Origin of the sequence: Nonomuraea sp. CA-141351 (genome assembly GCF_050944675.1) — a bacterium.
GTDB lineage: Bacteria > Actinomycetota > Actinomycetes > Streptosporangiales > Streptosporangiaceae > Nonomuraea.
In genome coordinates this window covers 8176795-8201589 of record NZ_CP191982.1, presented here as the reverse complement: position 1 = coordinate 8201589, position 24795 = coordinate 8176795, and the positions used below count along the sequence as shown (strand labels likewise).

Annotated in this window: 26 protein-coding genes; 17 read left to right on the top strand and 9 right to left on the bottom strand. The window is 70.5% G+C overall.

Features of this window, described 5'->3' with window-relative positions; genetic code table 11:
* Positions 1-35: 35 nt before the first annotated feature.
* Entirely contained in the window at positions 36-992 is a 957-nt protein-coding gene (locus ACQPWU_RS38685; protein WP_433430534.1) for a dihydrodipicolinate synthase family protein, read from the bottom strand.
* Between the two features lie 196 nt (positions 993-1188).
* Between ACQPWU_RS38685 and ACQPWU_RS38680 the strand changes: the two genes are divergently transcribed.
* From ACQPWU_RS38680 to ACQPWU_RS38640, 9 genes are all read left to right on the top strand, one after another.
* The gene (locus ACQPWU_RS38680; protein ID WP_433430531.1) at positions 1189-2235 is read left to right on the top strand and encodes a LacI family DNA-binding transcriptional regulator; all 1047 of its coding nucleotides are present in this window, start codon (positions 1189-1191) and stop codon (positions 2233-2235) included.
* Positions 2236-2254: 19 nt separating this feature from the next.
* Positions 2255-3184 carry an ABC transporter permease gene (locus ACQPWU_RS38675; RefSeq protein WP_433430529.1) on the top strand — a complete coding sequence of 310 codons (930 nt, stop codon included), beginning with the start codon at positions 2255-2257 and terminating at the stop codon, positions 3182-3184.
* Entirely contained in the window at positions 3181-4071 is an 891-nt protein-coding gene (locus ACQPWU_RS38670; protein WP_433430527.1) for an ABC transporter permease, read from the top strand. Before ACQPWU_RS38675 ends, ACQPWU_RS38670 begins: the two co-directional genes overlap by 4 nt.
* Positions 4072-4158: 87 nt before the next feature.
* Positions 4159-5697 carry an ABC transporter substrate-binding protein gene (locus ACQPWU_RS38665; protein ID WP_433430525.1) on the top strand — a complete coding sequence of 513 codons (1539 nt, stop codon included), beginning with the start codon at positions 4159-4161 and terminating at the stop codon, positions 5695-5697.
* Positions 5698-5735: 38 nt separating this feature from the next.
* Positions 5736-6740, top strand: a complete 1005-nt coding sequence (locus ACQPWU_RS38660; RefSeq protein ID WP_433430524.1) for an ABC transporter ATP-binding protein — start codon at positions 5736-5738, stop codon at positions 6738-6740.
* Entirely contained in the window at positions 6737-7579 is an 843-nt protein-coding gene (locus ACQPWU_RS38655; protein WP_433430523.1) for an ATP-binding cassette domain-containing protein, read from the top strand. Before ACQPWU_RS38660 ends, ACQPWU_RS38655 begins: the two co-directional genes overlap by 4 nt.
* 472 nt (positions 7580-8051) lie before the next feature.
* Positions 8052-8609, top strand: a complete 558-nt coding sequence (locus ACQPWU_RS38650; protein ID WP_433430521.1) for an ABC transporter ATP-binding protein — start codon at positions 8052-8054, stop codon at positions 8607-8609.
* The gene (locus ACQPWU_RS38645; protein WP_433430518.1) at positions 8606-10933 is read left to right on the top strand and encodes a YhgE/Pip family protein; all 2328 of its coding nucleotides are present in this window, start codon (positions 8606-8608) and stop codon (positions 10931-10933) included. Before ACQPWU_RS38650 ends, ACQPWU_RS38645 begins: the two co-directional genes overlap by 4 nt.
* Positions 10930-11529 carry a TetR/AcrR family transcriptional regulator gene (locus ACQPWU_RS38640; protein WP_433430516.1) on the top strand — a complete coding sequence of 200 codons (600 nt, stop codon included), beginning with the start codon at positions 10930-10932 and terminating at the stop codon, positions 11527-11529. The genes ACQPWU_RS38645 and ACQPWU_RS38640 overlap by 4 nt, the downstream gene beginning before the upstream one ends.
* An 82-nt stretch (positions 11530-11611) precedes the next feature.
* On the opposite strand, the gene ACQPWU_RS38635 is transcribed toward ACQPWU_RS38640, so the two are convergent.
* On the bottom strand, positions 11612-12310 hold the full coding sequence (locus ACQPWU_RS38635) for an SRPBCC family protein (RefSeq protein ID WP_433430514.1): 699 nt from the start codon (positions 12308-12310) through the stop codon (positions 11612-11614).
* A gap of 47 nt (positions 12311-12357) precedes the next feature.
* Positions 12358-13386, bottom strand: coding sequence for a medium chain dehydrogenase/reductase family protein (locus tag ACQPWU_RS38630; protein ID WP_433430512.1), 1029 nt, complete (start codon positions 13384-13386; stop codon positions 12358-12360).
* A 135-nt stretch (positions 13387-13521) separates the two neighbouring features.
* On the opposite strand from ACQPWU_RS38630, the gene ACQPWU_RS38625 reads away from it, so the two are divergent.
* Entirely contained in the window at positions 13522-14169 is a 648-nt protein-coding gene (locus ACQPWU_RS38625; RefSeq protein WP_433430510.1) for a TetR/AcrR family transcriptional regulator, read from the top strand.
* Positions 14170-14463: 294 nt separating this feature from the next.
* On the opposite strand, the gene ACQPWU_RS38620 is transcribed toward ACQPWU_RS38625, so the two are convergent.
* Positions 14464-15807 (bottom strand): family 43 glycosylhydrolase, encoded by a 1344-nt coding sequence (locus ACQPWU_RS38620; protein WP_433430508.1) that lies wholly within the window; start codon positions 15805-15807, stop codon positions 14464-14466.
* A gap of 342 nt (positions 15808-16149) precedes the next feature.
* Between ACQPWU_RS38620 and ACQPWU_RS38615 the strand changes: the two genes are divergently transcribed.
* Positions 16150-17241, top strand: a complete 1092-nt coding sequence (locus tag ACQPWU_RS38615; RefSeq protein WP_433430506.1) for an enolase C-terminal domain-like protein — start codon at positions 16150-16152, stop codon at positions 17239-17241.
* Positions 17242-17415: 174 nt separating this feature from the next.
* Positions 17416-17859: an SPW repeat protein gene (locus tag ACQPWU_RS38610; RefSeq protein ID WP_433430505.1), complete on the top strand. Its 444-nt coding sequence runs from the start codon at positions 17416-17418 to the stop codon at positions 17857-17859.
* Here the strand turns inward: ACQPWU_RS38610 and ACQPWU_RS38605 are convergent.
* The 3 genes from ACQPWU_RS38605 to ACQPWU_RS38595 are packed head-to-tail and all read right to left on the bottom strand — an operon-like array spanning position 17825 to position 19811.
* Positions 17825-18352 (bottom strand): amidohydrolase family protein, encoded by a 528-nt coding sequence (locus tag ACQPWU_RS38605; protein ID WP_433430502.1) that lies wholly within the window; start codon positions 18350-18352, stop codon positions 17825-17827. The two genes, ACQPWU_RS38610 and ACQPWU_RS38605, sit on opposite strands and share 35 nt — an antisense overlap.
* Before the next feature lie 2 nt (positions 18353-18354).
* Positions 18355-19236 carry a DUF4097 family beta strand repeat-containing protein gene (locus tag ACQPWU_RS38600; protein WP_433430501.1) on the bottom strand — a complete coding sequence of 294 codons (882 nt, stop codon included), beginning with the start codon at positions 19234-19236 and terminating at the stop codon, positions 18355-18357.
* 35 nt (positions 19237-19271) lie between these two features.
* The gene (locus ACQPWU_RS38595) at positions 19272-19811 is read right to left on the bottom strand and encodes a hypothetical protein (protein ID WP_433430499.1); all 540 of its coding nucleotides are present in this window, start codon (positions 19809-19811) and stop codon (positions 19272-19274) included.
* A 242-nt stretch (positions 19812-20053) separates the two neighbouring features.
* On the opposite strand from ACQPWU_RS38595, the gene ACQPWU_RS38590 reads away from it, so the two are divergent.
* Both ACQPWU_RS38590 and ACQPWU_RS38585 read left to right on the top strand, forming a co-directional pair.
* Positions 20054-20182 (top strand): hypothetical protein, encoded by a 129-nt coding sequence (locus tag ACQPWU_RS38590; RefSeq protein ID WP_433430498.1) that lies wholly within the window; start codon positions 20054-20056, stop codon positions 20180-20182.
* A gap of 71 nt (positions 20183-20253) precedes the next feature.
* Positions 20254-21441 carry an acyltransferase family protein gene (locus ACQPWU_RS38585; RefSeq protein WP_433430496.1) on the top strand — a complete coding sequence of 396 codons (1188 nt, stop codon included), beginning with the start codon at positions 20254-20256 and terminating at the stop codon, positions 21439-21441.
* Here ACQPWU_RS38585 and ACQPWU_RS38580 read toward each other — a convergent pair.
* A complete protein-coding gene (locus tag ACQPWU_RS38580) occupies positions 21419-21751 on the bottom strand; it encodes a YnfA family protein (protein ID WP_433430494.1) in 333 nt (110 codons plus the stop codon). The two genes, ACQPWU_RS38585 and ACQPWU_RS38580, sit on opposite strands and share 23 nt — an antisense overlap.
* A 138-nt stretch (positions 21752-21889) precedes the next feature.
* Between ACQPWU_RS38580 and ACQPWU_RS38575 the strand changes: the two genes are divergently transcribed.
* From ACQPWU_RS38575 to ACQPWU_RS38565, 3 genes are all read left to right on the top strand, one after another.
* On the top strand, positions 21890-22714 hold the full coding sequence (locus ACQPWU_RS38575) for a class I SAM-dependent methyltransferase (RefSeq protein ID WP_433430493.1): 825 nt from the start codon (positions 21890-21892) through the stop codon (positions 22712-22714).
* Positions 22711-23349: a TetR/AcrR family transcriptional regulator gene (locus tag ACQPWU_RS38570; RefSeq protein WP_433430492.1), complete on the top strand. Its 639-nt coding sequence runs from the start codon at positions 22711-22713 to the stop codon at positions 23347-23349. The genes ACQPWU_RS38575 and ACQPWU_RS38570 overlap by 4 nt, the downstream gene beginning before the upstream one ends.
* A gap of 141 nt (positions 23350-23490) precedes the next feature.
* A complete protein-coding gene (locus ACQPWU_RS38565) occupies positions 23491-24069 on the top strand; it encodes a TetR/AcrR family transcriptional regulator (RefSeq protein WP_433430491.1) in 579 nt (192 codons plus the stop codon).
* An 18-nt stretch (positions 24070-24087) separates the two neighbouring features.
* Here ACQPWU_RS38565 and ACQPWU_RS38560 read toward each other — a convergent pair whose 3' ends face one another.
* Positions 24088-24666: a DUF2218 domain-containing protein gene (locus tag ACQPWU_RS38560; RefSeq protein WP_433430489.1), complete on the bottom strand. Its 579-nt coding sequence runs from the start codon at positions 24664-24666 to the stop codon at positions 24088-24090.
* Between the last annotated feature and the right edge of the window lie 129 nt (positions 24667-24795).

Here is a 24795-nt window from a genome sequence, read left to right as displayed (position 1 = left end):
GGGACTTCCTGAGGACAGGACTGGGTGGGGGGTGCTTACCTGGGTTGCGGATCGAGTGGTCGGACGAGGTCGTGGAGGCGGGCCAGCGCGGCGCGCAGGTCGGTGAGCTCGGTTTCGGTGAGGGGCAGGAACGGCGCAGAGGCGTGGGGCGGGCAGAGGCCCAGCAGGTGTAGCGCGGTCTTGATCACGACCACACCACTGGCCCCCGGCCGGATCCCGAAGAGTGCGGCCAGCCGGGCGACGTCGTGCTGCCGTGCCGTCGCGGCGGCGTGGTCTCCGCCGCGGCCGGCCTTGAGGAGGTCGACGCAGAGAGCCGGCGCGAGCATGCCCACGCCCGGCACCAGACCGGCAGCCCCCAGACGCAGCCCGTCGGCGAGTTGTCGTTCGGCGCCCTGGGCCACCTGGAAGGCGGGGCGTTCCCGGGCCAGGGCGCAGAACTGCGCGAACAGGGCGGCATCCCCCGAGCTGTCCTTCAAACCGACGACGGCCGGCTCGTCGAGCAGGCGGCGCACCACGGACACGGGGATGGGGTTACCGGTGTACCCGGGACTGTTGTAGACAACGATGGGCCGGCCGTGGTGGGCGGCGTCGCGGAAGTGCGCGTGCAGTTCGCGTTCGGTATGCCGGAAGTAGGACGGCGCGAGCACGACGACGGCGTCCAGGTCGAGGTCGTCGAGGCACTCCATGCGCTGCAAGGTCTCCCGGGTGCCCGCGCCGGCGGCGCCCACCATGATCCGGGCGGACGCCCCGGCCAGTTCGCGCCACATGGCGGACACCTCCGCCGCGTACGTCCGGACGGCGTCGGCGGGCAGCAGCGGGCCCTCGCCGTTGGTGCCGGCCAGCATCAGCGTGGTGACGCCGCCGGTCGCGAGGTGAGCCAGCAGCGGCCGGACGGACGGTGGGTCGGGCCGCCCGTACCGGTCGAGCGCGGTGACGAGCGGGATGATCACCCCGGCGACCTGATGGTCGGGCGGGTCGGCAACGGTGGCCATGGGACCTCCCTAGGCGAGCCCTCCGGACGGTACCGGCGATCTGCCCGGAGCGCCAGATGCTAATAGGCATTAGTATTTCGGATCCGTTACCGATCCTCCTCTCGGCAGCGACTTGGCCCAGTTCCATTGACATCTCACAGAGTCGAGAGCAAGACTTTGCGTCCACCGTTGTTAGGCGCATTAGCGGGAGGCTCGGATGAGTCGCGGACCGGTGCGAAGGCCGACGCAGGCCGACATCGCGCGCCTCGCGGGGGTCAGCCAGGCCACGGTCTCGCTCGTGCTGAACGAGCGGGACGACGTCCGGATCAGTCCGACGACCCGAGAGCGAGTGCTGGCGGCGATCCGCGAGTGGGGCTATGTCGCCAACGCGTCGGCCCGGTCCCTCGCCGGCGGTCAGAACAAGATCATCGGGGTGTACACCTTCGAACCGGTCTTCCCGACGACCAGCGTCGACTTCTACTTCCCGTTCCTGCTCGGCATGGAGCAGGCGGCCGCGGAGCTCGGATACGACCTCCTGATGTTCACCAGCGTCGGCGGCGAGCGGCAGCTCTTCCGCGACGGGGCGACCCGGCTGTCGCTCGCGGATGGCGCGCTGCTGCTCGGGCGCGACCCGAATGTCGAGGAGGTCGAACGGCTGCGCGACACCGGCTACCCGTTCGTCTACGTAGGACACCGGGAGGTGTCCGGAGCGCCGGTCTCCTATGTGGCGGCCGACTACGCCGGAGCGACCCGTCAGCTCACTGAACGGCTGTTCGAGCTCGGGCACCGGCGTGTCGCATACGCCCGCATCGGAGACGGCGACGCGCAGCCCAGCCGGGACCGGGAGAAGGGGTTCCGGCGAGCGATGCCCGCGGGGGAGGCCAGACGGCTCACCGGTCCGGTGTGGACGCTGGACTCCGCCGACGACGTGCCTGGCCTGCTCGCGGAGATCCGGCATGGCGGCATCACCGCCGTGGTGGCGGAGCAGGTCCTCCTGGCGGAGGAGCTCCTGGCGTGCGCGCAGGGGCACGAAATGGCGGTCCCGGACGACCTGAGCATCGTCGTGCTGGGTGACTCCACCGGCGCGCGCCGCACCGACACGCCCTGGACCGGCCTGGTGGTCCCACGCGAGCAGATGGGCCGGCGGGCCACCCACCTGCTGGTGCGGTTGCTGGAGACACCCGAGCCGGACGCCCGCAGAGAAAACGTCGAGTGCCCCCTCATGCCGGGCGCGACCGTGGCCCCACCAAGGAGAGAGCAGTGACGAAGCCAAGGAAGCCCACATGATCCGGGTCATCGCCAAGCGGCTGCTCGTGGGCGTGCTGGTGATGTGGGGAGCCGCCTCCCTCATTTTCCTCATCGTCCGGGTCGCCCCAGGAGATCCGGCGACGATCCTGCTGGGCCCGGAGGCGAGCCGGGAGCAGGTGGGTGAGCTCACCGCGAGACTCGGACTCGACCGGCCGGTGCTCACTCAGTACCTCAGCTACCTCGGCGACGTGGCCCGGTTGCATTTCGGTGACTCCTACCGGCTCGGCCGGCCGGCGATGTCGGAGGTGTTCGAGCGCCTGCCCGCGACCGCCGACCTGATGCTCGCCTCCACCCTCATCGCCGTGTGCCTCGGCCTCGTGCTGGGACTGCTGGCCGGCGGGCGTCCGGGTGGCGCCGTCGATCGGGTGGTCACCGCGGGCACCATCGCCCTGCAGTCGTTCCCCACCTTCTGGGTGGGCATCATGCTGATCCTCGTCTTCGCGCTGGCGTTCCGCATGCTGCCCAGTGCGGGGGCCGGCTCGCCGGCGCACCTGGTCCTGCCGGCGTTCACGCTGGCGCTGCCGTTCACCGCCATCGTGGCCCGCCTGACCAGAAGCAGCGTCGCGGAGACGATGCGCGAGCCGTACATCCAGACGGCCCGGTCCAAAGGCCTCACCGAGCAGCAGGTGCTGGTCGGCCACGCGCTGCGCAACTCGCTCATCCCCGTGGTGACCATCGTGGGGCTGCACATGGGCGGCCTGATGGGCGGCGCGGTCGTGGTCGAGAACGTCTTCGCCTGGCCCGGGCTCGGCACGCTGGTGGTGGACGCGGTCTCCAACCGCGACTACGCGGTCGTGCAGGCGGCCACCTTTCTGATCGCGGGCATCGTGATGCTGTTCAACCTCGCCGCCGACCTGCTGTACTCCCAGCTCGATCCGCGCATCAAACTGGACGGTGCGACATGACGGCGGTGGTCGACGTCCAGCCCGGCGGTGCCCGCCCGGACACCGGCCACCGGCGTGCGGCGGGCGGGCGGTGGTTCAGCCGCATCCCGTACGCCGTGCTCGCCCTGTACGTCGTGGTCGGCGGGGTGGGTCCGCTGCTCCTCGACTACAACCCGGTGCGGGTCTCTCTCGACGACCGGCTGCTCAGCCCGGGATCGCAGCTCGCGTCTGGCGGGATCGCATGGCTCGGGACCGACGGCCTGGGCCGTGACGTCCTCGCCCAGGTCGTCTACGGCGCCCGCACGTCGATGATCATCGGTGTCTCGACGGTCGTCGTGTGCTGCGTGATCGGCGTGGCCATCGGCGTCGTCGCCGGCTACGTGGGCGGCTGGCTGGACACGGTGCTCGCCCGCGGCATCGACATTCTGCTCGCCTTCCCGGCGATCCTGCTGACCATCGTGATCGCGGGCGCCTTCCAGCGCAGCGTCCTGGTGGTGGTGATCGCGCTCTCCGCGACGGCCTGGATCTCGTTCGCGCGGGTCACCCGCGGCGTTGCCCTGTCGATGCGGGAGCGGGCCTGGATCGACGCGGCCCGCGTCCTCGGCGTGCGGCCGGCGTCCATCCTGGTGCGGCACATCCTGCCGCTCACGGCCGGTCCGGTGGTCGCCCTGGCGACGCTGGAGTTCGCTCTCGTCGTGCTGGCCGAAGCCGGGCTCAGCTTCCTCGGCATCGGCCTGCCCAACTCAGCGGTGTCCTGGGGGCAGACCATCGCGAACGGTAAGCAGTACCTCGAAAGCGCCTGGTGGATCTCGGCTCTGCCCGGCGTCGCGTTGTCGCTGTTGATCATCAACATCGGGATCCTCGGCGACCAGCTCACCGCCCGATACGGACGCGGACACCTCAGGTGAGGCACCGACCGTCGTCCGGCCGATAGAACTCCCCTTCCATCACCAGCACCCCCCGAAGAACCATCCCCGGAAGGCGGGAAGACGTCAATGACCAGACCCCTTGCCTCAGGTAAGCCGCGGCTCGCGGCACTGGCCCTCATCGCCGCCGCGGCGGTCGCGCTCAGCGGCTGCAGCACCGCCAGCGGCGGCGGCACGGGCGACGGCGCCGGCGGCGGCGAGATCACCGTCGCCGGCACCTACCCGATCGAGAGCCTCGACCCGGCCAGCCCCACGGGCGGTAGCGCCACCGGCACCCAGCTGGCATCCAAGGCGATCTTCAGCCGGCTGCTGCGGCCGCGCCCGGACGGCAGCCTGGAGGGCGACCTCGCCACCTCGTGGAAGTCCGACAGCTCCGCCTCGCAGTGGACGTTCACGTTACGCCAGGGCGTGAAGTTCAGCGACGGCAAGCCCGTCACCGCCGACGACGTCGTCGCCTCGTTCAAGCGGCTCATCGATCTCAAGAGCACGAACGCGGCCAACTTCACCGGTTACACGATGACCGCCCCGTCGCCCACTGAGGTGGTGCTGAAGGCGGCGAAACCGGACGCGGCGGTCCCGTACAAGCTCGCCATTTTCTACGTGCTGCCCGGCAGCCTGACGGGCGAGAATCCGGCGTTCTTCCAGCACCCGGTCGGATCAGGGCCGTTCAAGGTAGAGAAGTTCGACCCGTCCGGGACGCTCGTGCTGGTGCCGAACCCCAACCACTACGGTGGCACGCCCCAGGTCAAGCGGGTGACCATCCGCAAGATGCCCGAGCTCGCGGCCCGGCTGACCGCGCTGCGGACCGGCGAGGTGGACCTCGCCTGGGGCATCCCCGACGACCAGCTCGCCGAGCTGCAGCGCGACTCCAATCTCAAGGTCGAGACGGTGCCGAGTACCGCCGTGTTCACCATGTGGTTCAACTCCTCCACGCCGACGCTGAAGGACGCCAAGGTGCGACGGGCGCTGTGGCAGGCGGTCGACTTCGCGACCATCATCAAGAGGCTGTATCCGCAGACAGGCACCCTGGCCGACGCCCCGGTCGCGCCCGTCACCCTCGGCTACGCCCCCCAGGAGCCCGTGAGCTACGACCCGGCCGCGGCGAAGGCCGCGCTGACCGCCGCCGGTTTCGACTTCTCCACCAAGCTGCGGCTGCAGTTCGCCAACGCCGAGTTCCGGCCGTTCAACCAGGCGATCGTCTCCGACCTGCAGAAGATCGGCGTCCAGGTGGATCTGCTGGAGAAGGAGCAGGCGGTGTTCACCAAGGACCTGCTCGCCCTGAACTGGGACATCAACTTCCAGCAGTTGTCGAACCCCACGTTCGACGCGGCGAACACGCTCGGCCGGCTGTACCTCTGCGCGGCCAAGCGCAACGGCTACTGCAACCCCGAGCTCGACAAGCTGCTCGCCGCCGCCGGGGCGAGCTCGAACAGCGACGAGCGGGTCAAGCTGTACGGCGAAGCCAGCAAGATCATCTGGAGCGACGCGGTCGGCATGTTCCCGATGGCGGTCAAGTACGCCTACGCCTGGAACCGCCGGGTCACCGGTGTCACACCGGACCCGAACGGGATGCCGGACTTCGCCGGCATGCGGGTCAGCAGCTCGTGAGCCGCACGCGGACTCCAGCCGAGGGGGTGACACCGCCGATGCCGGCCGGCACGGCGACACCCGCGGCGCCTGGCGACCCGCTGCTCGAGGTGGACGGGCTGGTCGTCGACCTGCCCGTCGCCGGCGGCGCCGTCCGCGTCGTCGACCGGGTGACGTTCGACATCCCGCCGGCGACGACGGTCGGGCTCATCGGCGAGTCGGGCAGTGGCAAGACCATGACCGCGAACGCCGTCATCGGCTTGCTCCCGGACGGAGCGGCCACCGGCGGGGAACTGCGCTGGCGGGGCGAGGATCTCCTCCAGGCGAGCCCCGCCCGGCGGCGCCGGCTGCGCGGCCACGAGATCGCGATGATCTTTCAGGACCCTTTGGCCGCGCTCAACCCGACCCAGACGATCGCCCGCCAGGTCGGCGAGATCCTCCGCCGCGCCGGCCGTCCCCGCGACGAGGTACGCAGGCGGGTGCTCGAGCTGCTCGAGCGGGCGGGGATCCCCGAGCCGGCCGGCAGGATGCGGAGCTACCCTCACGAGTTCTCCGGCGGGATGCGGCAACGAGCCATGATCGCCCTCGCCCTGGCGGGCAGCCCGTCGCTGCTGCTCGCCGACGAGCCCACGACAGCGCTGGACGTGACGGTCCAGGCGCGGATCCTGCGCCTGCTGCGCTCCATCCAGCAGGACCAGGGACTGGCGATGCTCCTCGTCAGCCACGACCTGCGGGTCGTGGCGCACGTCACGCACCAGGTCGTCGTCATGTACGCCGGCAGGGTCGCCGAGCGCGGCCCCACCGGGGCGGTGCTGGCCGGCCCGGCCCACCCGTACACCCGCGCACTGGTCGAGAGCGTGCCCGCGGTGCGGACCCGTACCGCACTGGCACACCCATTGCCGGGTACGCCTGCCACACCGGCGAACCGCCCGCCGGGATGCGCGTTCCATCCTCGGTGCCCGCTGGCGCGTGACCGGTGCCGCATCGAGGAGCCGGAGACCAGGCCCGTCGCGCCCGGCCGGTGGGCCGCGTGCCACTTCGCCGAGGAGCTGCTGCAGCGATGAGCGTTGACCTGCTCGAGGTGCGTGACCTGCGGGTCAGCTTCGGCCGGCGTACCGCGTGGTTCCGGCAGGGCTCTGCCCGCCGGTCCGGGCAGTTCGTCGCGGTCGACGGCGTGAGCCTCGCGGTGGCTCCCGACGAGATCGTGGGGCTGGTCGGAGAGTCGGGGTCGGGCAAGACCACGCTGGCCCGTGCGGTGGTCGGCCTGGTCCGGCCCGACTCCGGCGCCGTCCTGCTCGACGGCGTGCCCCTGGGACCGGTGGGGCGGCGCACGACGGCGCAGCAACGTGCCGCGCAGATGGTGTTCCAGGATCCACGGTCATCGCTCAGCCCGCGCATGACCGTCGCCGCGATCATCGACGAGGCATGGCGCACCCATCCGAGCTCGGCCCCGCCCGGCGACCGTACCGCCGCGCTGCACCGCCTGCTCGACGACGTCGGGCTCGACGCGGGCGTCGCCCGGCACCGGGCGGACGAGCTCTCCGGCGGGCAGTGCCAGCGGGTCAGCATCGCCCGCGCGCTCGCGGTCAGGCCGCGGCTCCTGGTGTGCGACGAAGCGGTGTCCGCCCTGGACGTGTCGGTCCAGGCGCAGATCCTCCGGCTGCTGGTCGACCTGCGCGAGCGTCACCATCTGGCGATGCTCTTCATCTCCCACGACCTCGGCGTGGTGCACCAGATCGCGGACCGGATCGCCGTCATGCGCCGCGGTGTGGTGGTGGAAGAAGGCCAGGCGACGGATGTCCTGGGCTCGCCGCGGCACGAGTACACCCGCAGTCTGCTCGATGCCGCCCTCGAACTGTCCGGTGCGGACTCCCAGGACAGGGAGGGAGCGCGTGGAAACTGAGGCAGGCGTACGCGGGAGTGCTCCGGTCAAAGCCTGGCGGCGATGATCGGCGCCAGGCGATCGGCGATGACCACATGGCCGCTGTGGTTCGGGTGGACATAGTCGGACAGTGCTCACGCCGTGCCTTGCCTCCTGATGGGAGGGCCTGGCCGGCAGAGGCGCGGACTTCCAAGAGCGAGAAATGACATGGGGTTCCGGCTCGCCCGTTCAGCGGCCTTGGGCGACTGTCGCACCAGTGGACTCGACGTCAGGAACGATCGTCAATGAGACCGTCCGCGCGGCGCCCGATGGTCCGCCTCCGGGCAGCTCGGCGGCGCGTCCCCGGTGAAAATCTCATCCTGGCAGGGCGAGGCGTGAGGGCCTTCCTGGCATGCCGGAAGGGTGACGAAGGCCACCGACTCTCCTTGAGTGCGATCACCCGGCCTGGGTTAGTCTTTGTACTGACTGGTCAGTATAAAGATGGAGGGTCGTGGTGATCATCGCGGAAGGGCTGGCGATCGAGGGCGTGTACCCGGAGGTCTCGTTGAAGGCCGGGGCCGGCACGCTCACGGTGGTCGCGGGTTCGGCGGGAAGCGGGCGGACGAGCCTGCTGTTGACGCTGGCCGGGCGGATGAAGCCCACGAAAGGCACCCTGAACGTCGCCGGGCACGTCAGGCGCCGCGCCATCCGTAAAGCCGTGGCCTTGGCGCTGGTCGACGGGGTGACGGATCTGGACCGCTCGCTGACGGTCGGGGAGCACCTGCGGGAGCGGCGCCGCCGGCCGTACCAGGAGGTTCTGGAGCGGGTCGGGCTGGCGGGCCAGGAGCGGGTGCTGGTGCGGGAACTGGACCGAGAGCAGCAGGTGCGGCTGGGCGTCGCGCTGGCGCTGCTGGACGAGCCGGAGATGATCGTCGCTGACAACGTGGACGCGGGTCTGCGGGCCGACCGGCAGCAGGCGCTGTGGAACCTGCTGCGCGACCTCGACCACACGGTGGTGGCCGCCTGCGTGGCGCCGCCCGCCCGCTTCGACCAGCTCGTGGAGCTGTCGTGAAGGGCCTGTTGCGGTCGCGGCTGACACGGGCGGCGCTGGCGGCGGTGGTGGTGCTGCCGCTCCTGTACGCGGGACTGTATTTGTGGTCGTTCTGGGACCCGCAGGGCAACCTTAACCGGGTGCCGGTCGCGCTGGTCGTCGAGGACCAACCGGCCCAAGCCGCGGGGAAGACCCTGCACGCGGGGCGCGACCTGGCCGACGAGCTGCTGAAGCGCGACGTGCTCGGCTGGCACGAGACCACCGCGCAGGAAGCGGCCGACGGGGTCGCGGACGGCACCTTCTACCTGTCGCTGAGCGTGCCCACCGATTTCAGCGCCAAGCTGGCCTCACCCGCCGGCAACGATGCCGTCCCCAGCCCGGCGCGGCTCGGGCTGCGCGTGGACACGGGCCGCAGCTACATCATGGGCAGCGTCTCGGACGCGGTGTTCAACGAGGTGCGGGCGGCGGCAGAGCGCACGGCGATCCGCGACTACTTCGACAACGTCTTCGTCTCGATCGGCGACATCCACGACAAGACGACGCAGGCCGCCGAGGGCGCGGACAAGCTGCACGACGGCGCCGTGCGACTCGGTGACGGCGTCTCCCGGCTCAGCAGCGGCCTGGGCGCGGCGGAGAACGGCGCCCGGCAGCTCTCCACCGGCCTGACCAGCGCCAACACCGCCACGGGCAAACTACGTGACGGCTCGGCCCAGGTCACGCAGGGCCTCACTCAGGCACAGCAGGCGATCGGGCAACTGCGCGACGGCCTGAACAAGCTCCACGCGAAAGGGACTTCTCCGCTCAGCTCCGGCGCGAGGGAGGCGTACCAGCAGGTCCACGCTCAGACCCGTACGGTCAACCAGCTCGCCGACACGTACGTCCCCGTGCTGGACGAATGGGGCCCCAAGATCTCCGAGGCAGCCGAAGCGGTCGCCGACGCCGCCGACAAGGTCGCCGGCAGCGGCGGGTCGTCAACCGGCGCCGCACTGACGAGCACGGCGGTGGACGGCGCCCGCGAGGCGAGAGGCGCGGCCGACAGCGCCAGGGAGGCGAGCTCGCAGGCGCAGGCCGCCGTCGACCGCCTCGGCGCGGACGCCGACCCCGAGGTGCGCGCCCTGCTGCGGAACGCGGTGGCCGCCGCGCGACGGGCCGCCACTCAGGCGGACCGAGCCCAGGACGCCGCCCGGACGAGCGCCGGCACCGGTACGGGAAGCGACATCGACGCCGTCGCGGACCTGCGGAACCAGGCGCGGGAGCTGGCGAAGCAGGCGCGCGAGATCGCGGCTGTGGCGCCCCGGCTCGGCTCCAAGCTCGACCGGGCCAGGGATCAGCTCAACGCCCTGGACGCGGGCCTGGGCAAGCTGGCCGGCGGTGCCGCGAAGGTGGACGCGAGCGTGGGCACGGCCGCTACCGGCGCGAACCGGCTCTACCAGGGCGCGACCGAGCTGGCCGACGGTTCCCGCCAGGTCACGAACGGCATCGGCCGGCTGAGCGGCGGGATGGTCAGGCTGAGCGACGGCGCGAGCGAGCTGCGTACCGGCGTGGACCGGCTCCACGACGGCGCGGGCCAGGTGGACAAGGGCATGAGCAACCTCGCCGAGGGATCGGAGGAACTGGCCGGCGGGCTCGGCGACGGCGCCGCCCGCATACCTGACTACGACAAGAACCAGCGTGCCGCCCGCGCGGACGTGATGAGCGACCCGGTCCGGCTGGCCAAGGACGTCGACAACGAGGTGCCCAACTACGGCACCGGCTTCGCGCCGTTCTTCCTGCCGCTGTCGCTCTGGGTCGGTGCGATGATCGCGTTCATGGTGCTGAAGCCACTGAACCAGCGGCGGCTGGCGGGCACGACGGGCGCGGTGCGGATCGCGCTGGCGGGCTGGCTGCCGGGGGCGGCCCTCGGCGCGGCGCAGGTAGGCGTGCTGGTGGCGGTGCTGCGGTTCGGGCTCGGGCTGGAGGCTGCGCACTGGGCCGGGGTCACCGGGCTGCTGCTGCTCGCGACGGCCGCGTTCATGGCGGTCGTGCAGGCGGTGAACGCGCTGCTCGGCCCGCCCGGGCGGGTCGTGGCGCTGGCGCTGCTGATGCTGCAGCTCACCTCGGCGGCCGGGACGTATCCCATCGAGACGTCGCCCGGGTTCTTCCAGACGATCTCGCCGTGGCTGCCGATGAGCTGGGTGGTGTCGGCGCTGCGCAGGCTGATCAGCGGTGGCGATCCGAGCGTGGTGTGGCAGGCTTGCGGCGTGCTGTCGGCCTTCCTCGTACTCGGGCTCGCGCTCACCACGCTCGCCGTGGAGCGCGGCCGCATCTGGTCCGTCAAGCGCCTGCACCCGGAGCTGGCACTGTGAGCGAACGAAGTGAGCGCACCGCCCGACGCGGGAGCCGGCAGGACACCCGGCAGAAGGTGTTCAGGGCGGCTGTGGAGCTGATCGCCGAGCACGGGTACGTGGCCACCACGGTCGACGCCATCGCCGAGCGGGCCGGGGTGGCCAAGGGCACCGTGTTCTACAACTTCGGCAGCAAGGAAGGGCTTTTCGAGGCGCTGCTGGAGCACTCGATCAGCAAGCTCGCCGTGGCGCTGGCCGCCGCCGACACCGGGGAGAGCGCGCTGGACGCGCTCGACTCGGTGGTGCTCGGCCAGCTCAGGTTCTTCGAGGAGCACGGGGCCTTCGCCCGGGTGCTGCTGGCCGAGATGTGGCGGACGGTGTGGCAGGAGGCGGTGGCGCGGCTGCGCCAGAGCGCGCTCAGCGTTTACGCGAACGTGCTGCGCAGGGCCGCCGCGAACGGCGAGGTCCGGGCCGACCTGGACGTGGAGACGGCGGCGACGGCCGTGTTCGGCATGGTCCTGACGGTCGCCATCGAGCGCCGCGCCCTGTATCCGGACCGGCCGATCGAGCGGACTCACGCGACACTCGCCGAGCTCCTGCACGGCCGCATCAAGTAGGCCTACCGGAAGGCGCATCAAGGGTGCATGGCATCGCCCCTGGTCGCGCCGCTCCACCACCGTCCGCAAGCTCGCGACGCCGTCACCGAGGCCGACGGGCTTCGGCGGCGGCCTTCAGGTCGCGCAGCCACGCTTCGAGGCCCGAGCCGAGGGCCGCGGTCGCGGTGGGAACATCCGCTTCGACCTGGGCGCCGGTCCAGGTCTCCTCGGTCTGTACGAGGACGCCACCCTTGACCTTGGTGAAGGTCCACAGGTGGACACCTGCGTCGATGCGCAACCCTTCACCGATCGCGGGTCCGCTCCACAGAACGCAGGCGTTGCGCTTGAGCTGCTTGACGGTGGAGGTGATCGTCAGGGTGGTGGCGGGGGTCGTGGGGGTGGCGGGCGCCGGGGTCGTCCACCGGAACCGCGAACCCTTCCGGAGGGTCCCGGGGTCGAGGCGTTCGATGGTGGTGACGGGCGGCTGCCAGGACGGCCAGCCTTCCACGTCGGTCTGCAGTCTCCAGATGGTGCTCAGCGGCGCATCGATCACGACGCTGGTTCGGTAGCGGACAAGGGCGGTCGTGTCGACGCCTTCCCCGCCGCATTCGGATGGAGTGTTGTGGTGGGCGGCCGGGGCCTGAGCTGGAGCGGCTTGGGCGGGCAGGGCGGCGATCCCGAGGACGCCGGCTACGGCGAGCGAGATCGTGAGGGCGCCGGCACGCACGCTGGTCCGTGGTCGGACGGTTCGCGAGGTCGTGGGCCGGGGCTGCTGGTTCGGCGACGTTGCTGGGGTGAACATGGGGTTTCCTCTCGTTGCGGGTGATCGATGAACTCGTCTGGCGAGTACTACGGGTTGAGCACGACCTTTCCGGCGACGGTGCCGGATTCGGCCAGCCGCAGAGCGTCGGTGATGCGGGTGAGCGGCAGCTGGGCGGCGATCTGGGCGGTGACGTCCCCGCGCTGGAGGGCGGCGAAGACCTGGGTGAGGTCGGCGCGCAGCCGCGCCCGGAAGCGGTTCTTGGCCATGGCCCGCCCGGCCCAGACGTTGAAGAAGTAGGCGCGGCGGCGGTTGGGCAGCGCGTTCCACAGCCACACCCGGCCGAGCAGCTTGAGCACGGGCCACTGCTTGGACCCCTCGTCGTCCCTGGTGGAGGCGCTGCCGTACGAGACGAGCGCGCCACCGGGCGCGAGGAGGCGCCAGGAGCCGACGACGCCGCGGCCGCCGACGTGGTCGAAGACGGCGTCCACCCCACCGGGGGCGAGCTCGCGGACGCGCGTGGCGACGTCCTCGGTGCGGTAGTCGACCGGGACGACGCCGCGCTCCCGCAGGGCGTCGTGGTGGCGCGCGGACGCTGTGCCGATCACCTTCACGCCCGCGGCCTGCGCGAGCTGGACCAGGACCGAGCCGACACCGCCGTTGGCGCCGTGCACCAGAACGGTCTGCCCCGTGCGGACCCGTGCCTTGCGGTGCAGCATCTGCCAGGCGGTGATGCCATTGACCACCACGGTCTCCGCCTCCGCCGCGCCGACCCCGTCGGGAACCTCCACCACGTCCGCCGCGTCGACGATCACATGGCTGGCCCAGCCGCCGACCTTGACCAGCGCGGCCACCCGGGTGCCGGCCAGGCCCGGCTCGACGCCCTCACCGGTCGCCAGCACCGTGCCGACCAGGTCGTAGCCGGGCACGAACGGGAACGCCGGCTGGTCGTAGTAGCGGCCGCGGCGCATCTGCTGCTCGGCGAAGGAGACCCCGGTCGCCTCCACCCGGACCAGCACCTGACCCGGGCCTGCGACGGGGGCTCCGCGCCGGACCTGAAGCCCTTCCGGCTCCACCTTGCCCGGAAGGACGACCTCGACAAGTTCTTCGGCGTTCATGACAACCTCCAGTTACGGCATCTCGCTTTCGTTAGAAGTTGTAACGCGACCGCACGGGGAGTGTCAATAGGTTCGTGATAGGCTCTAACTAAATCTTGATGCTGTAACCAGATGGATGCCGGAAGGTGGCAGGCCATGGCGGAAACGGGCACGAAGGCCCCGCGCGAGCGCTACCGCACTCAGGTGCGCGCGGAGATCAAGGAACACGCGTGGGAGCAGATCGCCACGGCGGGTGCGTCCGCGCTCTCCCTCAACGCGATCGCCAAGCAGATGAGCATGAGCGGGCCCGCGCTCTACCGGTACTTCGCCAGTCGCGACGAGCTGATCACCGAGCTCATCAGGGACGCGTACCGAAGCCTCGCCGACACCTTCCGCGCGGCCTCCAAGCCCGGCCCGGAGGTCGCCGCGCTGGCCCACGCGCTGCGCAACTGGGCACTTGACGATCCTCAGCGGTACTTGCTCATCTACGGCACACCCGTTCCCGGTTACCACGCGCCCGACGACATCACGGCGATCTCGTCCGAGATCATGGCGACATTGCTCGACGCCTGCGCCGCGCTGCCCGTCGGCGGCTCCGCAACGCCGTTCGACGCGCACCTCGAAGGCCACCGGCAGTGGGCGGACGACCACCCCGCCCCGACCGCGGCCCTCCGCCGGGCCCTGGCCTTCTGGACCCGGTTGCACGGCGTCCTGTCCCTGGAACTCGCCGGCCACTTCAGCGGGATGGGGTTCGACCCCGCGCTGCTCTTCACCGCCGAATTGGACGACCTGCTGGTCCGCTGACCACGCCCTGCGGCGGGAGACAGCGGTGACAGGCTGCTGGACAGCCAGGTCCCCCTGCCCATTCAGGACGATCCGGCCGCGGTACGGGGAACGCGCCGGTTCGCCCTTGGGCTTTCCGCGGCCGTTTCGGTGCCCGAGGCGAACCGGCGCGCCGTGACCAGGCCGGACGGACGCTGGACCACGACCTGGCCCAGCGCGCCCGGCACGCCGAGACGCTCCGTTCGCTCAGCGACTCCGGCCGGCCCTCCCGCCCATGAGATCAGCCCGAGCCGTCAGCGGCCGCCGTACGGGTGGTCAACCGCTGGTCGTGTGCCCGTGGTTCCGGCGCTGGACGTACAGGCGATCGCCCCCCGGGCCGGTCCATTCCACCCGTACGACACCGGGCACTGCGGCGTCGGCGACGCGTGACGGGTCGGCCCAGTAGCCGAAGTTGGGGTTGCGGAAGAACGTCGCCCACAACTGGCCGCTGCGATCCACGAAGAAGTTGTTGTGGCCGGCGCCGACACCCGCGGTCCACCGCTTGGAATACGGTCCCTCGAAATTGTCCGAGACGGCGACGATGGCGTCGTACTGGTACTGAGTGCGGCCGGGGCCGGGCGGGTCGTAGGCGTACCGGGTGCTGCCGTCGGGGTTGGCCGACGTCCGGTTCCACGCGGCCTGGAGGAGGTAGTACTTGCCCCCGTGCTTGAACACGTACGCGCCTTCGAGATACGGCTCGGGCGAGTAGGGCATCTGCTGGAACTGCGGGAGGTTGCTCGTCGTGACGATGTCCTCCATGTCGTCCCGGAACTTCGCGTACAGGTGGTTGTGCAGCACAAGCCACGCGTCGTCGCCCTCGGTGTAGAGGCTGCCGTCAATGTGGTGGTAGGCGCCGGGCTCGATGAAGTTCGGCCCCCCGATGAAGGAGTCGCCGAAGGGTTTGTCGAAGTTGCCCTCGACGAGCCGGTACGGGCCCTCGATCCCGCCCTCGCTCACGAGCATGAACGAACCGACCTTCCGGGAGTGGTCGCCCATGCACGCGACGATGTACCACGTGCCGCGGAAGTAGTGCACTTCCGGGGCCCAGGCCTGGCCCCGCTTGCCGAACCGGTCGTCGTACCAGTACTCCTGCCAGGGAGCGACGACCGTGTGGCCGGGCCGGTTCTCGCCGACGAACTCGGGTGACCACACCTTGCCCTTCTCGGCGCCGGGCCGGATGCCGGTGGTGTCGACCAGCTTCCACGGCCCTCGCAGGGACGGGGACACCCATACGAAGATGCCGTCGTTCCACGGGCCGGCCGCGTCGAGCCCGGGCACCCGGGTGGTGCCCGTGGCGACGTAGATCGGACGACCATGGACGACGAAGCAGTTGACGTAGGTGTCCCGCATCCAGACCTGGCCGCGCTCCTCGTCACGGGGGCGCAGCTCGAGCGGGAGGACGAAGGAGTTGTCCTCACGCGGCCACAGGTCCAGCCGGGTGTCCGCGAGGCCGTAGGGCTCGAGGCCGGGCCAGTTCGACGGGTACCGCCGCATCGACGAGACCTCCGTCGGCGCCGCCTGCGCAGCGGTCGCGGGCAGTGCCGCCACTCCCAGAAAGCCGGCGAAGCCGGCCAGCAAAGACCGTCGCTCGAGGTGCGACCCGTTATCGGAATTCGTCATCAGTCACGTACTCCCACCTCGGCGCCTGCCGAGCTCGCTCCTGCCGAGCGGCCCGTTCGTGCCGCGGCAGGTGGAGGACGAGCGCCTTGTGCCTGTGCCGCAGCTGAGCGAAAGGGCCGCCGCTGTGCCGTATGCGGAGAGTCTGTCGAAGTCGATCAAATTTCGTCAATAGTCCGGAATAAATCCCTCGCGGACCCCGTGAGCCGGTCGTAGCAGGCGAAACCGCACGTCAAATGTCTGCGCACGTGAACGGGGGCGCCGACAGCCGGGACGTCCGTTTGGAGGACGTATGCGGGGTATGACTCATCGCCTGCGGTCCTGCAAGGCGAGAGCGTTATGAACATGATCGACAAGGTCACGGCCGCGGCCTACCGCATACCGACCGACCAGCCGGAAGGCGACGGAACCTTCGCCTGGCAGGCGACCACGCTGGTCGTCGCCACAGTTACGGCCGCGGGCGCGACGGGGACCGGATGGACGTACGCGCCTGCCGCTGCGGCCTCACTGATCTCCGAGACGCTCGCCGAGACGGTGACCGGCGCCGACGCCGCCGACATCCCCGCCCTCTGGGCCCGGATGACCCGCCAGGTGCGCAACGCGGGGCGGCCCGGTGTCGCCGGATACGCCATCTCGGCCGTGGACGTAGCTCTGTGGGACCTCAAGGCGCGCCTGCTCGACCTGCCGCTCGTCCGTCTCTTCGGCGCGGCGCGCGAGCATGTCCCGCTGTACGGCTCGGGCGGCTTCACCACGTACGACGACGACGCCACCACGGGCCAGCTCGGCCACTGGGTGCACGGACAGGGCATCGACCGCGTCAAAATCAAGATCGGCGAATCGTCCGGCACGCAACCCGGCCGCGACCTGCGCCGCGTGGCGCTGAGCCGCCGCGTCATCGGCGAGGCGGCCGAGCTGTACGTCGACGCCAACGGCGGCTACACCGCCAAGCAGGCCATCCGCATGGCCGAGAGGATGAGCGAGCACGACGTGACCTGGTTCGAAGAGCCGGTCTCCTCCGACGACCTGCCCGGGCTGAGACTGGTGCGCGAGCACTGCCGGGCCGACGTGACCGCCGGGGAGTACGGCTGCGACCTGGCCTACTTCACCCGCATGTGCCAGGCGCAGGCCGTGGACTGTCTCCAGATCGACGCCACCCGCTGCGGCGGCTACACCGGCTGGTTCGCCGCCGCGGCCATCGCCGCCGGCCACAACCTGCAGGTCTCCGCCCATTGCGCCCCCAACCTGCACATTCCAGCCGCAGCCGCCACCGCCAACCTGCGCCACATCGAGTGGTTCCATGACCACCAGCGCATCGAGTCCGAGCTCTTCGACGGGGCCGCCGACCCGGCAGGCGGCCTGGTCCAGCCCCAGGCAGGCGCCCCCGGCCACGGCCTCGTGCTCCGCGCCGGCGCCGCCGAATGCCACCGTGTGGCCTAGCTCGAGACACGTGCCGTCCCCACGCTGTCGCGCATGTGCGACAAGCCGACGCTTGGGGCTGAAGCATTTGGAGAAAATGTTGCCCTGGTGCGGGAGTGCTGGTGTGACGCGCGGGCAGGGGTTTCGCATCCACACCTCCACAATCCACACGAAACGAGGAAGGTGGTGTGCGACATGGCTGAACGTCCAACCCACCCGACATACGACATGGGCCAGCACCCTGATATTGCGGCCCTGCGCGCTCGCTACGACCTGGCCGCACAGAGCCGGTCAGGACAGTCCGTCAGCGGACTGGCCTTTCTGAGCGGCCTCTATCTCGCCATCTCACCATGGGTGGTGGGTTTCTTCGGGCGCACCACGCTGACCGTCAACAATCTGGTCACCGGCATCGCCCTGGCGCTGCTGGCGGCCGGGATCTCCTCGGCCTACGGCCGGATACACGGACTGGCGTGGGTCGTCCCGATCATCGGGGTTTGGACGATCATCGCCCCGTGGGTGCTGCCCCCGCACGGGGCCAGCGTCGGCATGATCATCAGCAACGTCGTCACGGGGGCAGTCATCACCGCATGTGGCCTGGCCTGCGTCACGCTCGGCACGATGTCCACACATCGGGGTTGATCCCCGGCAGCTGCCGCGGGTCCTGAGCCCGAGCGACGCCTCGAACGCGGTCGTAGAGGTCTGACCTCGTACCGGTTGACCTTGCGGCCGCCGGAGGACGCGCAGCGCGGCTCATCACATCGAGTAGGTCGTCCGACCACAGCATCACGTCGCCGTCGAGGCCGGGCCCCAGCGTGCCCACGAGGTCGTCCAGCCCGAGAATCGCGGCCGGATCGGCGGTGATGGCGCGCAGCACGGTCTCGTGGTCCAGGCCCTCCTTGACCGCCGGCGTCGCCTGGTGGACGGGGAACTGGACGGGGACGCAGCAGTGGTCGGACGCGATGGCGATCTCCACGCCCGCGCGGGCCAGGATGCCGGGGCCGCGCAGCGCACGATGGCATAGCTCGACCTTGGCGTCGGGGCGCCGATCAGCGGTCCGGTGATCACGGGGATGCCGCGGTCCGGCCGGCGCGTCGCTTACGGCTTGGGCCGAGTGCGGGTTGCGACCCGCCAAGGTCAGGCGCGTCGGATCGTGATGTCGCCGTCGTGGCTGCGGGCGCGAATCTCGGCCGTTTCGTCGAACCCGTCCGGGCTCTCGCGGGGGTCCAGGGAGTTGAGCAGCCTGCCGTTGGCCGTGCTCACGTCGAGCAACGCGGCGGTGCCCTGCCGGATGCCGACCTCGAGGTCGCCCGACGTGCTCGTCAGAACGACGGAGCCGCGCGCGACCTCGCCTATCCGCACACTGCCGTACACGTTCTTCGCCTCGACGCCGCCGTGGGCGCGGTTGACCTCCATGTCGCCGTTGGTGCCGATCAGCCGCAGGTCGCCGGTCACTTCGCCGATGTAGCACTCGCCGTCGTCGTTCCTGATCGTCGCGGTGCCGTCCATCTCCTGGATCCTGATCTCGCCGGACGCGCTGGTGATCTCGGCGCGGCCGGTCGCGCGGTCCACGGCGATCTCGCCGCTGTCGCTGGTCAGATGGACCGTGCCGGCCTGATCGAGACGGATGTCGCCGTAGTCCGTCCGCAGACGGCAGTCTCCCAACCGGCCGGTGCAGTGGAACTCGCCGGACATCGCCTCGCCCTGCACGTGCGAGCCCGACGGCAGCTCGATCGTCACCTGGGCTGATTCGTCCCAGTTTCCGAGTAGGCGGGTCAATCCCACCAGTCCCCAGCTCTGACGGCTGCCCGCGGCGCCTGCGTACCGGGATGGTTGTGCGCCTTTGACGACGAGCTTGCCGCCCGCGTAGCCGATCTGGACCGCGGCCGCCCCCTCCTCGCCGTCGCCCGGGCGCACATCGACCACGGTGTCGGTGCGGTCGCTCGCGATGATCCGGACATCGCCGCCGGGCAGATCGATGCTGACCGAGATCGGCTCGGGCGTGTCGAACGTGGGCATGAAACCCTCCTTGATGGTTGGCGTACGTCCGGGCCTCAGCCGACCCAGCCGGTGTAGTGGCGCCCGCTCGACGAGGCCCGCCGTGCCGACCGCCGGCCGCCGGACTCGAACGTGGCCGCGACGGCGCGGACGAGCCAGGTGTTGACCGACAGACCCTCCTGGCGGGCGGCCTCCTCGACCTGGGCCTTCAGGTGCTCCGGGAGGCGGAAGCTGATCCGGGCCGTGCCGCCTTCCTTGCCTTCCGGCGCACCCGCCGGCTGGACGTCCGCGCCGGGTGGCTCGGCGAACCCGCCGTCGTCCTCGCGGACGTCATCGTCGAACGGGTGACCCGCAGGGGATCGCGTCAGGACGAAGTCGGGATCGCCGCGGCGCAGGCGAACCTCCACCGAACCGGGCGCGAGATCACGCGTGATCTCATCGGCGGCCGCCGACAGGACCTCCAGCAGGACGAGCCGGACCGATGACTCCAGGGGCGAGACGAGCCGCTCGGCGAGGGCGCGTGCGTCCTCGCCGCCGGCCTCCGCGGCTACGGCGAGGTCCCGTCGGAGCCTGTCGACGTACGGCTTGAGATCCATGATGCCACTATGGCGTCAAAGCGACGTCAACGCAAGCCTGATTGGCGCTGATGGCGCCATCTTGACATCACTAGGGCAAGCACTCCATCTTGTACGCCTGACCGGGGAGCGGGAGCCGCGGTCGACGTCGTGGCCGCCATGGTGCGCGCGGCCCTCCCGGCGGGCGACACATCCGGCGGCCGCCGAATCCACGGCGCCCGCCCGTCGAGCAGGGCCTGCGCACGGAGTGTGCGAACACCAGCGTGGTCACCACCCCCGTTTTCGACGTCGCCTGCCGCCTGGTCTATGACGAGTCCGGCTTCGTCCTCGACTATCCCGGCCTGGCCTCGCGGGTGAACCTCAACCCAGGTAAGACATCTGGATCTTTGTGAGGAGTCCGGTGCCCTGAGTCCATGATGACGATGGGTCAGCCCGCGGATCACCACTCCGATACGTTTGGCACATGGTGACGGCCCCTACGGAATCCCCTCAAGTCGCGCAGACTGCGCCTACCCGGCTGGCGTGGCTGGACGCGTTGCGGGGCGTCGGGGCGCTGGCGGTCGTGGGCGAGCACCTGACGACCTGGGCCATGCCCTGGTTACGCCCCACCTCGTTCAACCTGGGCGTGTACGGCGTCCTGGTCTTCTTCCTGGTCAGCGGATACATCATCCCGGCCTCGCTGGAACGCCGGGGCGGCGTGCGGACGTTCTGGATCGGTCGCCTCTTTCGCCTCTATCCGCTCTACCTCGCGGTCATCGGCGTGGTGCTGGCTCTGTCGTGGTGGATCCCCGTACGCGAGGAGGTGCCCAGGGACGCCGCGTCGGTGGCCGCGCACGCGACGATGCTGATGGACACGGTCGGCGTGGCCGGTGTGCTGAACACCATGTGGACATTGTCGTATGAGATGGTCTTCTACCTGCTGGTCGCCGCGCTGTTCGTGACCGGCGTGCGTGACCGCCGCGCCCTGCTGCCGGTCCTGTTCGGGCTGATCTGCGCCGTCACCGCCCTGACCCTGTCCGGCGCGCCGCTGTCGGGCGGGTGGCTGGCCTGGCTGTCGTTCACGGTGTTCGTCGCCGGGCTGGTGTGCGTGATCTCCGGACGCGCGATCACGGCCGCGTCATGCGCGCTGGGCGTCATGGGGCTGGCCCTGGTCCTGCTGAGCAGTCGCGTTCCGTGGTTCGCCGCCGCGATCCTCGCGGTCATGTTCACCGGTACGGCGATACGCCGGTGGGAGCGCGGCGATGGTTGGCTGTGGCCGGTGGCCATCGTCATCCTGCTGGTGGCCTCGACTCCGCTCTGGGCGATCAACGCCGGCTGGTGGTGGGTCCAGCCGGACGTGTGGAGCCTGACCATCGTCCTGGCAGGCGCCACCTTCGCCGCTGCCATGGCCGGGCGAGCCCGTCGCGTACCCGCCTTCCTCACCTGGCTCGGGACGATCAGCTACTCCCTCTACCTGGTGCACCTGCCGATCCTCCTCGTCGTCATGCGTCTGGCGGGGGAGATGCGCTGGTCACCGCTGCCCCTGCAGATCGCCATCAGCGTGCTCTTCCTCGGCGTGCTCCTCCCGGCCAGCTGGCTGAGCCACCGATTCATCGAGCGGCCTCTGCAGCGATTCGGCCGCCGGCGCCTCACCCTCGAGGCGCGTACATGATCACCAGGACGCCGGCCAGGCACAGCAGCGAGCCGATGACGTCCCAGCGGTCGGGACGGAAGCCGTCGGCGACCATGCCCCACACCAGGGAGCCGGCCACGAACACGCCGCCGTAGGCAGCGAGGATCCGGCCGAAGTGGGCGTCCGGCTGCAATGTCGCGACGAAACCGTAAACCCCCAGCGCGACCACACCTGCACCGACCCAGATCAGGCCGCGCTGCTCACGCACGCCTTGCCAGACCAGCCAAGCGCCACCGATCTCGAACAGCGCGGCCACGGCGAACAGCACCAACGAACGAGCGATCGTCATAAGTCGCAATTGCACCAGGCCGGTCCGAAGGGTGCGGCGCCGGGGCCATGGGTCGTCGTATTGGCCCATTGACGCTCGGGCTGCTCGTTCGTCATTATGAACGCATGCTCATGAACGAGTGTTCATAAGGAGAGCGGCATGACGATCGTCAACACACACCAAGCCGAGGCGTGGAACGGCTACGAAGGCAACCACTGGGCCGACCACCATGCTCGGTACGATGCCGTGAACAGCGGGTTCAACGACTACTTGCTGCAGAGCGTCCGGGAAGGGGATCGGGTGCTCGATGTGGGATGCGGCAACGGCCAGGTGAGCAGGCTGGCCGCCCGGCGCGCCCGGCACGTCACCGGTGTCGACCTGTCGGCGCCCATGCTGGGCAGGGCGCGCGCCGCCGCGGCCGGGGAGCGCGTCGCCAACATCGACTTCGAGCAGGGCGACGCCCAAGTTCACCCCTTTCCCGCCGACTCCTACGATCTGGCCATCAGCCGCTTCGGGATCATGTTCTTCGCCGATCCGGTGGTCGCCTTCGCCAACATCGCCCGCGCCTTGCGACCGGGCGGTCGTGTGGCCTTCCTGAGCCTGCGCGAGATGGCCGACAACGACCTCGGCCGCGTGTTCACCGCCATGCTCGGCCACCTGCCGGCGCCCGAGTCCGCATCGCACGGAGAGGGACCGGCCTCACTGTCCGATCCGGGCCGGATCCACGAGGTGTTCACCGCGGCGGGCTTCACCGGCGTGACGGCCACCCCCGTCGAGGCGCCGCAGGTATGGGGCAGAGACGTCCAGGACGCCGCCGATTTCCTCGCCGCCTGGGGACCCGTCCGCTTCCTGCTCGATCAGGCCGAGCCCGCCGCCGCGTCCCGCGCCCGCACCGCGCTCGCCAACGCCCTTCGTCCCTACGAGCAGGCCGATGCCGTACGGCTGCGCGGCGCCGCCTACCTGATCACGGCGACCCGCCCGTGACCGCCCGCAAGGCCGCCGCTCTGAGCGACGGCCAGACGCTGCCCGACCATCTCATCGCGACCGCCGAACGCCTGCTGGCCCGGCACGGCGCGGCCGGCCTGACGGTCCGGGCGATCGCCCGCGAGGCCCAGGTGGCCGACGGGGTGCTGTACAACCACTTCGCCGACAAAGAGGAACTGCTCGCCCTGGCGCTGCACGCGCACGTCCGGACGGTCCAGCAGAAACTGCCCCCGCTGCCGAGCCGCGCGGGTCACGGCGACCTGGAGGGCAATCTGCGCGTCTACGTCACCTACGGCATAGACCTCCACCTGGCGATCCTGCCCGCCTTCGCCGGCCTGATAGCGCAGCCCGCCGTGCTCGCCCGCTTCGCCGCGCTGGACAACCCGGTCGCCCAGGGCCGCGGCCTGCGCGCCGAACTGGCCGCCTACCTCGGCGCCGAGCAGGCCCTCGGCCGCCTCAGCCCCGAAGCGCACCCCGATGCCGCCGCCGCCATGATCGTCGGGGCGTGCCACGAACTCATCCTCCCCCACCTGTTCAGGGGCACCCCCGCAGCCGACATCGAGATCCCGCCGACCTTCGTCGATCACCTCGTCACAACGTGCCTCCACGGCATCACGCGAGAACCTCGAAGGTGACGCCCGCCGTGCGAAGGGCGGGGGAGGGGCACACCTCGCCGCCACCGGCCTGCCCAAGCCACGGTCGCCGGGAACAGCGGGTGACAGATCGTCGCTTGGTCGGCGCTGTGTTTCGCTCCCGTCGGTTCGTAAACTGGGCGGGTGCCGAAGTTGTGGAACGAGACGATCGAGGCGCATCGCCGTACCGTGCATGACGCGATCCTGGACGCCACCGTCGAGCTGGTGGGCGAGCGGGGGCTGCTGTCGGTGACGATGTCGCAGATCGCCGAGAAGACCGGCATCGGGCGGGCGACGCTCTACAAGTACTTCCCGGATGTCGAGGCGATCCTGCTGGCCTGGCACGGTCGCATGGTCGCCGGGCACGTGGAGCATCTCGCCCAGGTCAAGGAGCGCGAGGGCGACGCAGGGCGACGGCTCGAGGCCATGCTGGAGACGTACGCGCTGATGCATCAGCGGATGGCGCGGCACGGCTTCGGCGGCGATCTCGTGGCGCTCCTGCACCGGTCGGAGGACGTCGGCCGCGCCCAGCGCCGGCTGCATGAGATGCTGCGCGACACGCTGGCCGACGCCGTGCGGGCCGGTGACGTTCGTGACGACGTGCCGGCGGACGAGCTCGCCACGTTCTGCCTGCACGCGCTGCGGGCTGCCGTCGAGCTGTCCTCTGAGGCTGCTGCTCGCCGGCTCGTCGCGCTCACCTTGGCCGGGCTGCGAGCGAACTGAGCGGAGTCCCGCGATGGTTCAGCGGGCTCTGGTGGAAGTGCGGCGGCGGCGCCAGAGGTGAGTGGCGACGAGGGCGGCCTTCACCAGGACGGCCGCCAGGACGACGTCCGCGCCCAGGCCCGTCCACTGCGGGATGGTCAGCACGCCGGCGGCCAGTCCCCCGTGCACGGCGACGGCCAGGACCGCGGCCAGTGTGAGGCCGAGCGCGGTGTGGCGTCTTCCGTGCGGTGGAGCCGTCGCCGGGCCGGTGGTGCCATCGGGGCGGTGCCGGTCCACGGTCAGGTTGTCACGCCGGCCCATCCTGGTGATGTTCTTGGTGAGAAGGGCTTGGGCGCGCCGCAGGCGGTCCTCGTCCTCGGCTTCGACGCGCAGCGTCAACGTTTCCGGGGTGGCGTTGAGGGTGCAGGTGCCCCAGTCGAGCGTGATGGTCCCGTCCGTCTCCGACCAATCCGCCTGGACGTTCCTCGGCCTTTCGCCGCCGGCGTGTGGGCCAGGGTGAGCTGGGAACCCGTGGCCCATCTGGCCGGCGTGGCGGCAGAGCTGGACAAGGTAGCGGCTGGCGCGGTCGGTCGTGATGTGAGCTTCGGCGGTTGGCACGGCTGATCCTTTCGGGGGTCAGATTCTGGTGACTGCGGCGAGCCAGGCCAGGACGCCGTCAGGGATGAAGGTGTTGTCGATGGTGGTGGCCTCGATCGAGTCGAGCCTCCAGCCGTCGGCGAACGCGTC

Coding starts and splice junctions, on each gene's coding strand:
- ACQPWU_RS38685 (WP_433430534.1), bottom strand. CDS start 992: ATGGCCACCGTTGCCGACCCGCCCGACCATCAGGTCGCCGGGGTGATC.
- ACQPWU_RS38680 (WP_433430531.1), top strand. CDS start 1,189: ATGAGTCGCGGACCGGTGCGAAGGCCGACGCAGGCCGACATCGCGCGC.
- ACQPWU_RS38675 (WP_433430529.1), top strand. CDS start 2,255: ATGATCCGGGTCATCGCCAAGCGGCTGCTCGTGGGCGTGCTGGTGATG.
- ACQPWU_RS38670 (WP_433430527.1), top strand. CDS start 3,181: ATGACGGCGGTGGTCGACGTCCAGCCCGGCGGTGCCCGCCCGGACACC.
- ACQPWU_RS38665 (WP_433430525.1), top strand. CDS start 4,159: ATGACCAGACCCCTTGCCTCAGGTAAGCCGCGGCTCGCGGCACTGGCC.
- ACQPWU_RS38660 (WP_433430524.1), top strand. CDS start 5,736: ATGCCGGCCGGCACGGCGACACCCGCGGCGCCTGGCGACCCGCTGCTC.
- ACQPWU_RS38655 (WP_433430523.1), top strand. CDS start 6,737: ATGAGCGTTGACCTGCTCGAGGTGCGTGACCTGCGGGTCAGCTTCGGC.
- ACQPWU_RS38635 (WP_433430514.1), bottom strand. CDS start 12,310: ATGTTCACCCCAGCAACGTCGCCGAACCAGCAGCCCCGGCCCACGACC.
- ACQPWU_RS38630 (WP_433430512.1), bottom strand. CDS start 13,386: ATGAACGCCGAAGAACTTGTCGAGGTCGTCCTTCCGGGCAAGGTGGAG.
- ACQPWU_RS38625 (WP_433430510.1), top strand. CDS start 13,522: ATGGCGGAAACGGGCACGAAGGCCCCGCGCGAGCGCTACCGCACTCAG.
- ACQPWU_RS38620 (WP_433430508.1), bottom strand. CDS start 15,807: ATGACGAATTCCGATAACGGGTCGCACCTCGAGCGACGGTCTTTGCTG.
- ACQPWU_RS38615 (WP_433430506.1), top strand. CDS start 16,150: ATGATCGACAAGGTCACGGCCGCGGCCTACCGCATACCGACCGACCAG.
- ACQPWU_RS38610 (WP_433430505.1), top strand. CDS start 17,416: ATGGCTGAACGTCCAACCCACCCGACATACGACATGGGCCAGCACCCT.
- ACQPWU_RS38600 (WP_433430501.1), bottom strand. CDS start 19,236: ATGCCCACGTTCGACACGCCCGAGCCGATCTCGGTCAGCATCGATCTG.
- ACQPWU_RS38595 (WP_433430499.1), bottom strand. CDS start 19,811: ATGGATCTCAAGCCGTACGTCGACAGGCTCCGACGGGACCTCGCCGTA.
- ACQPWU_RS38585 (WP_433430496.1), top strand. CDS start 20,254: ATGGTGACGGCCCCTACGGAATCCCCTCAAGTCGCGCAGACTGCGCCT.
- ACQPWU_RS38580 (WP_433430494.1), bottom strand. CDS start 21,751: ATGACGATCGCTCGTTCGTTGGTGCTGTTCGCCGTGGCCGCGCTGTTC.
- ACQPWU_RS38575 (WP_433430493.1), top strand. CDS start 21,890: ATGACGATCGTCAACACACACCAAGCCGAGGCGTGGAACGGCTACGAA.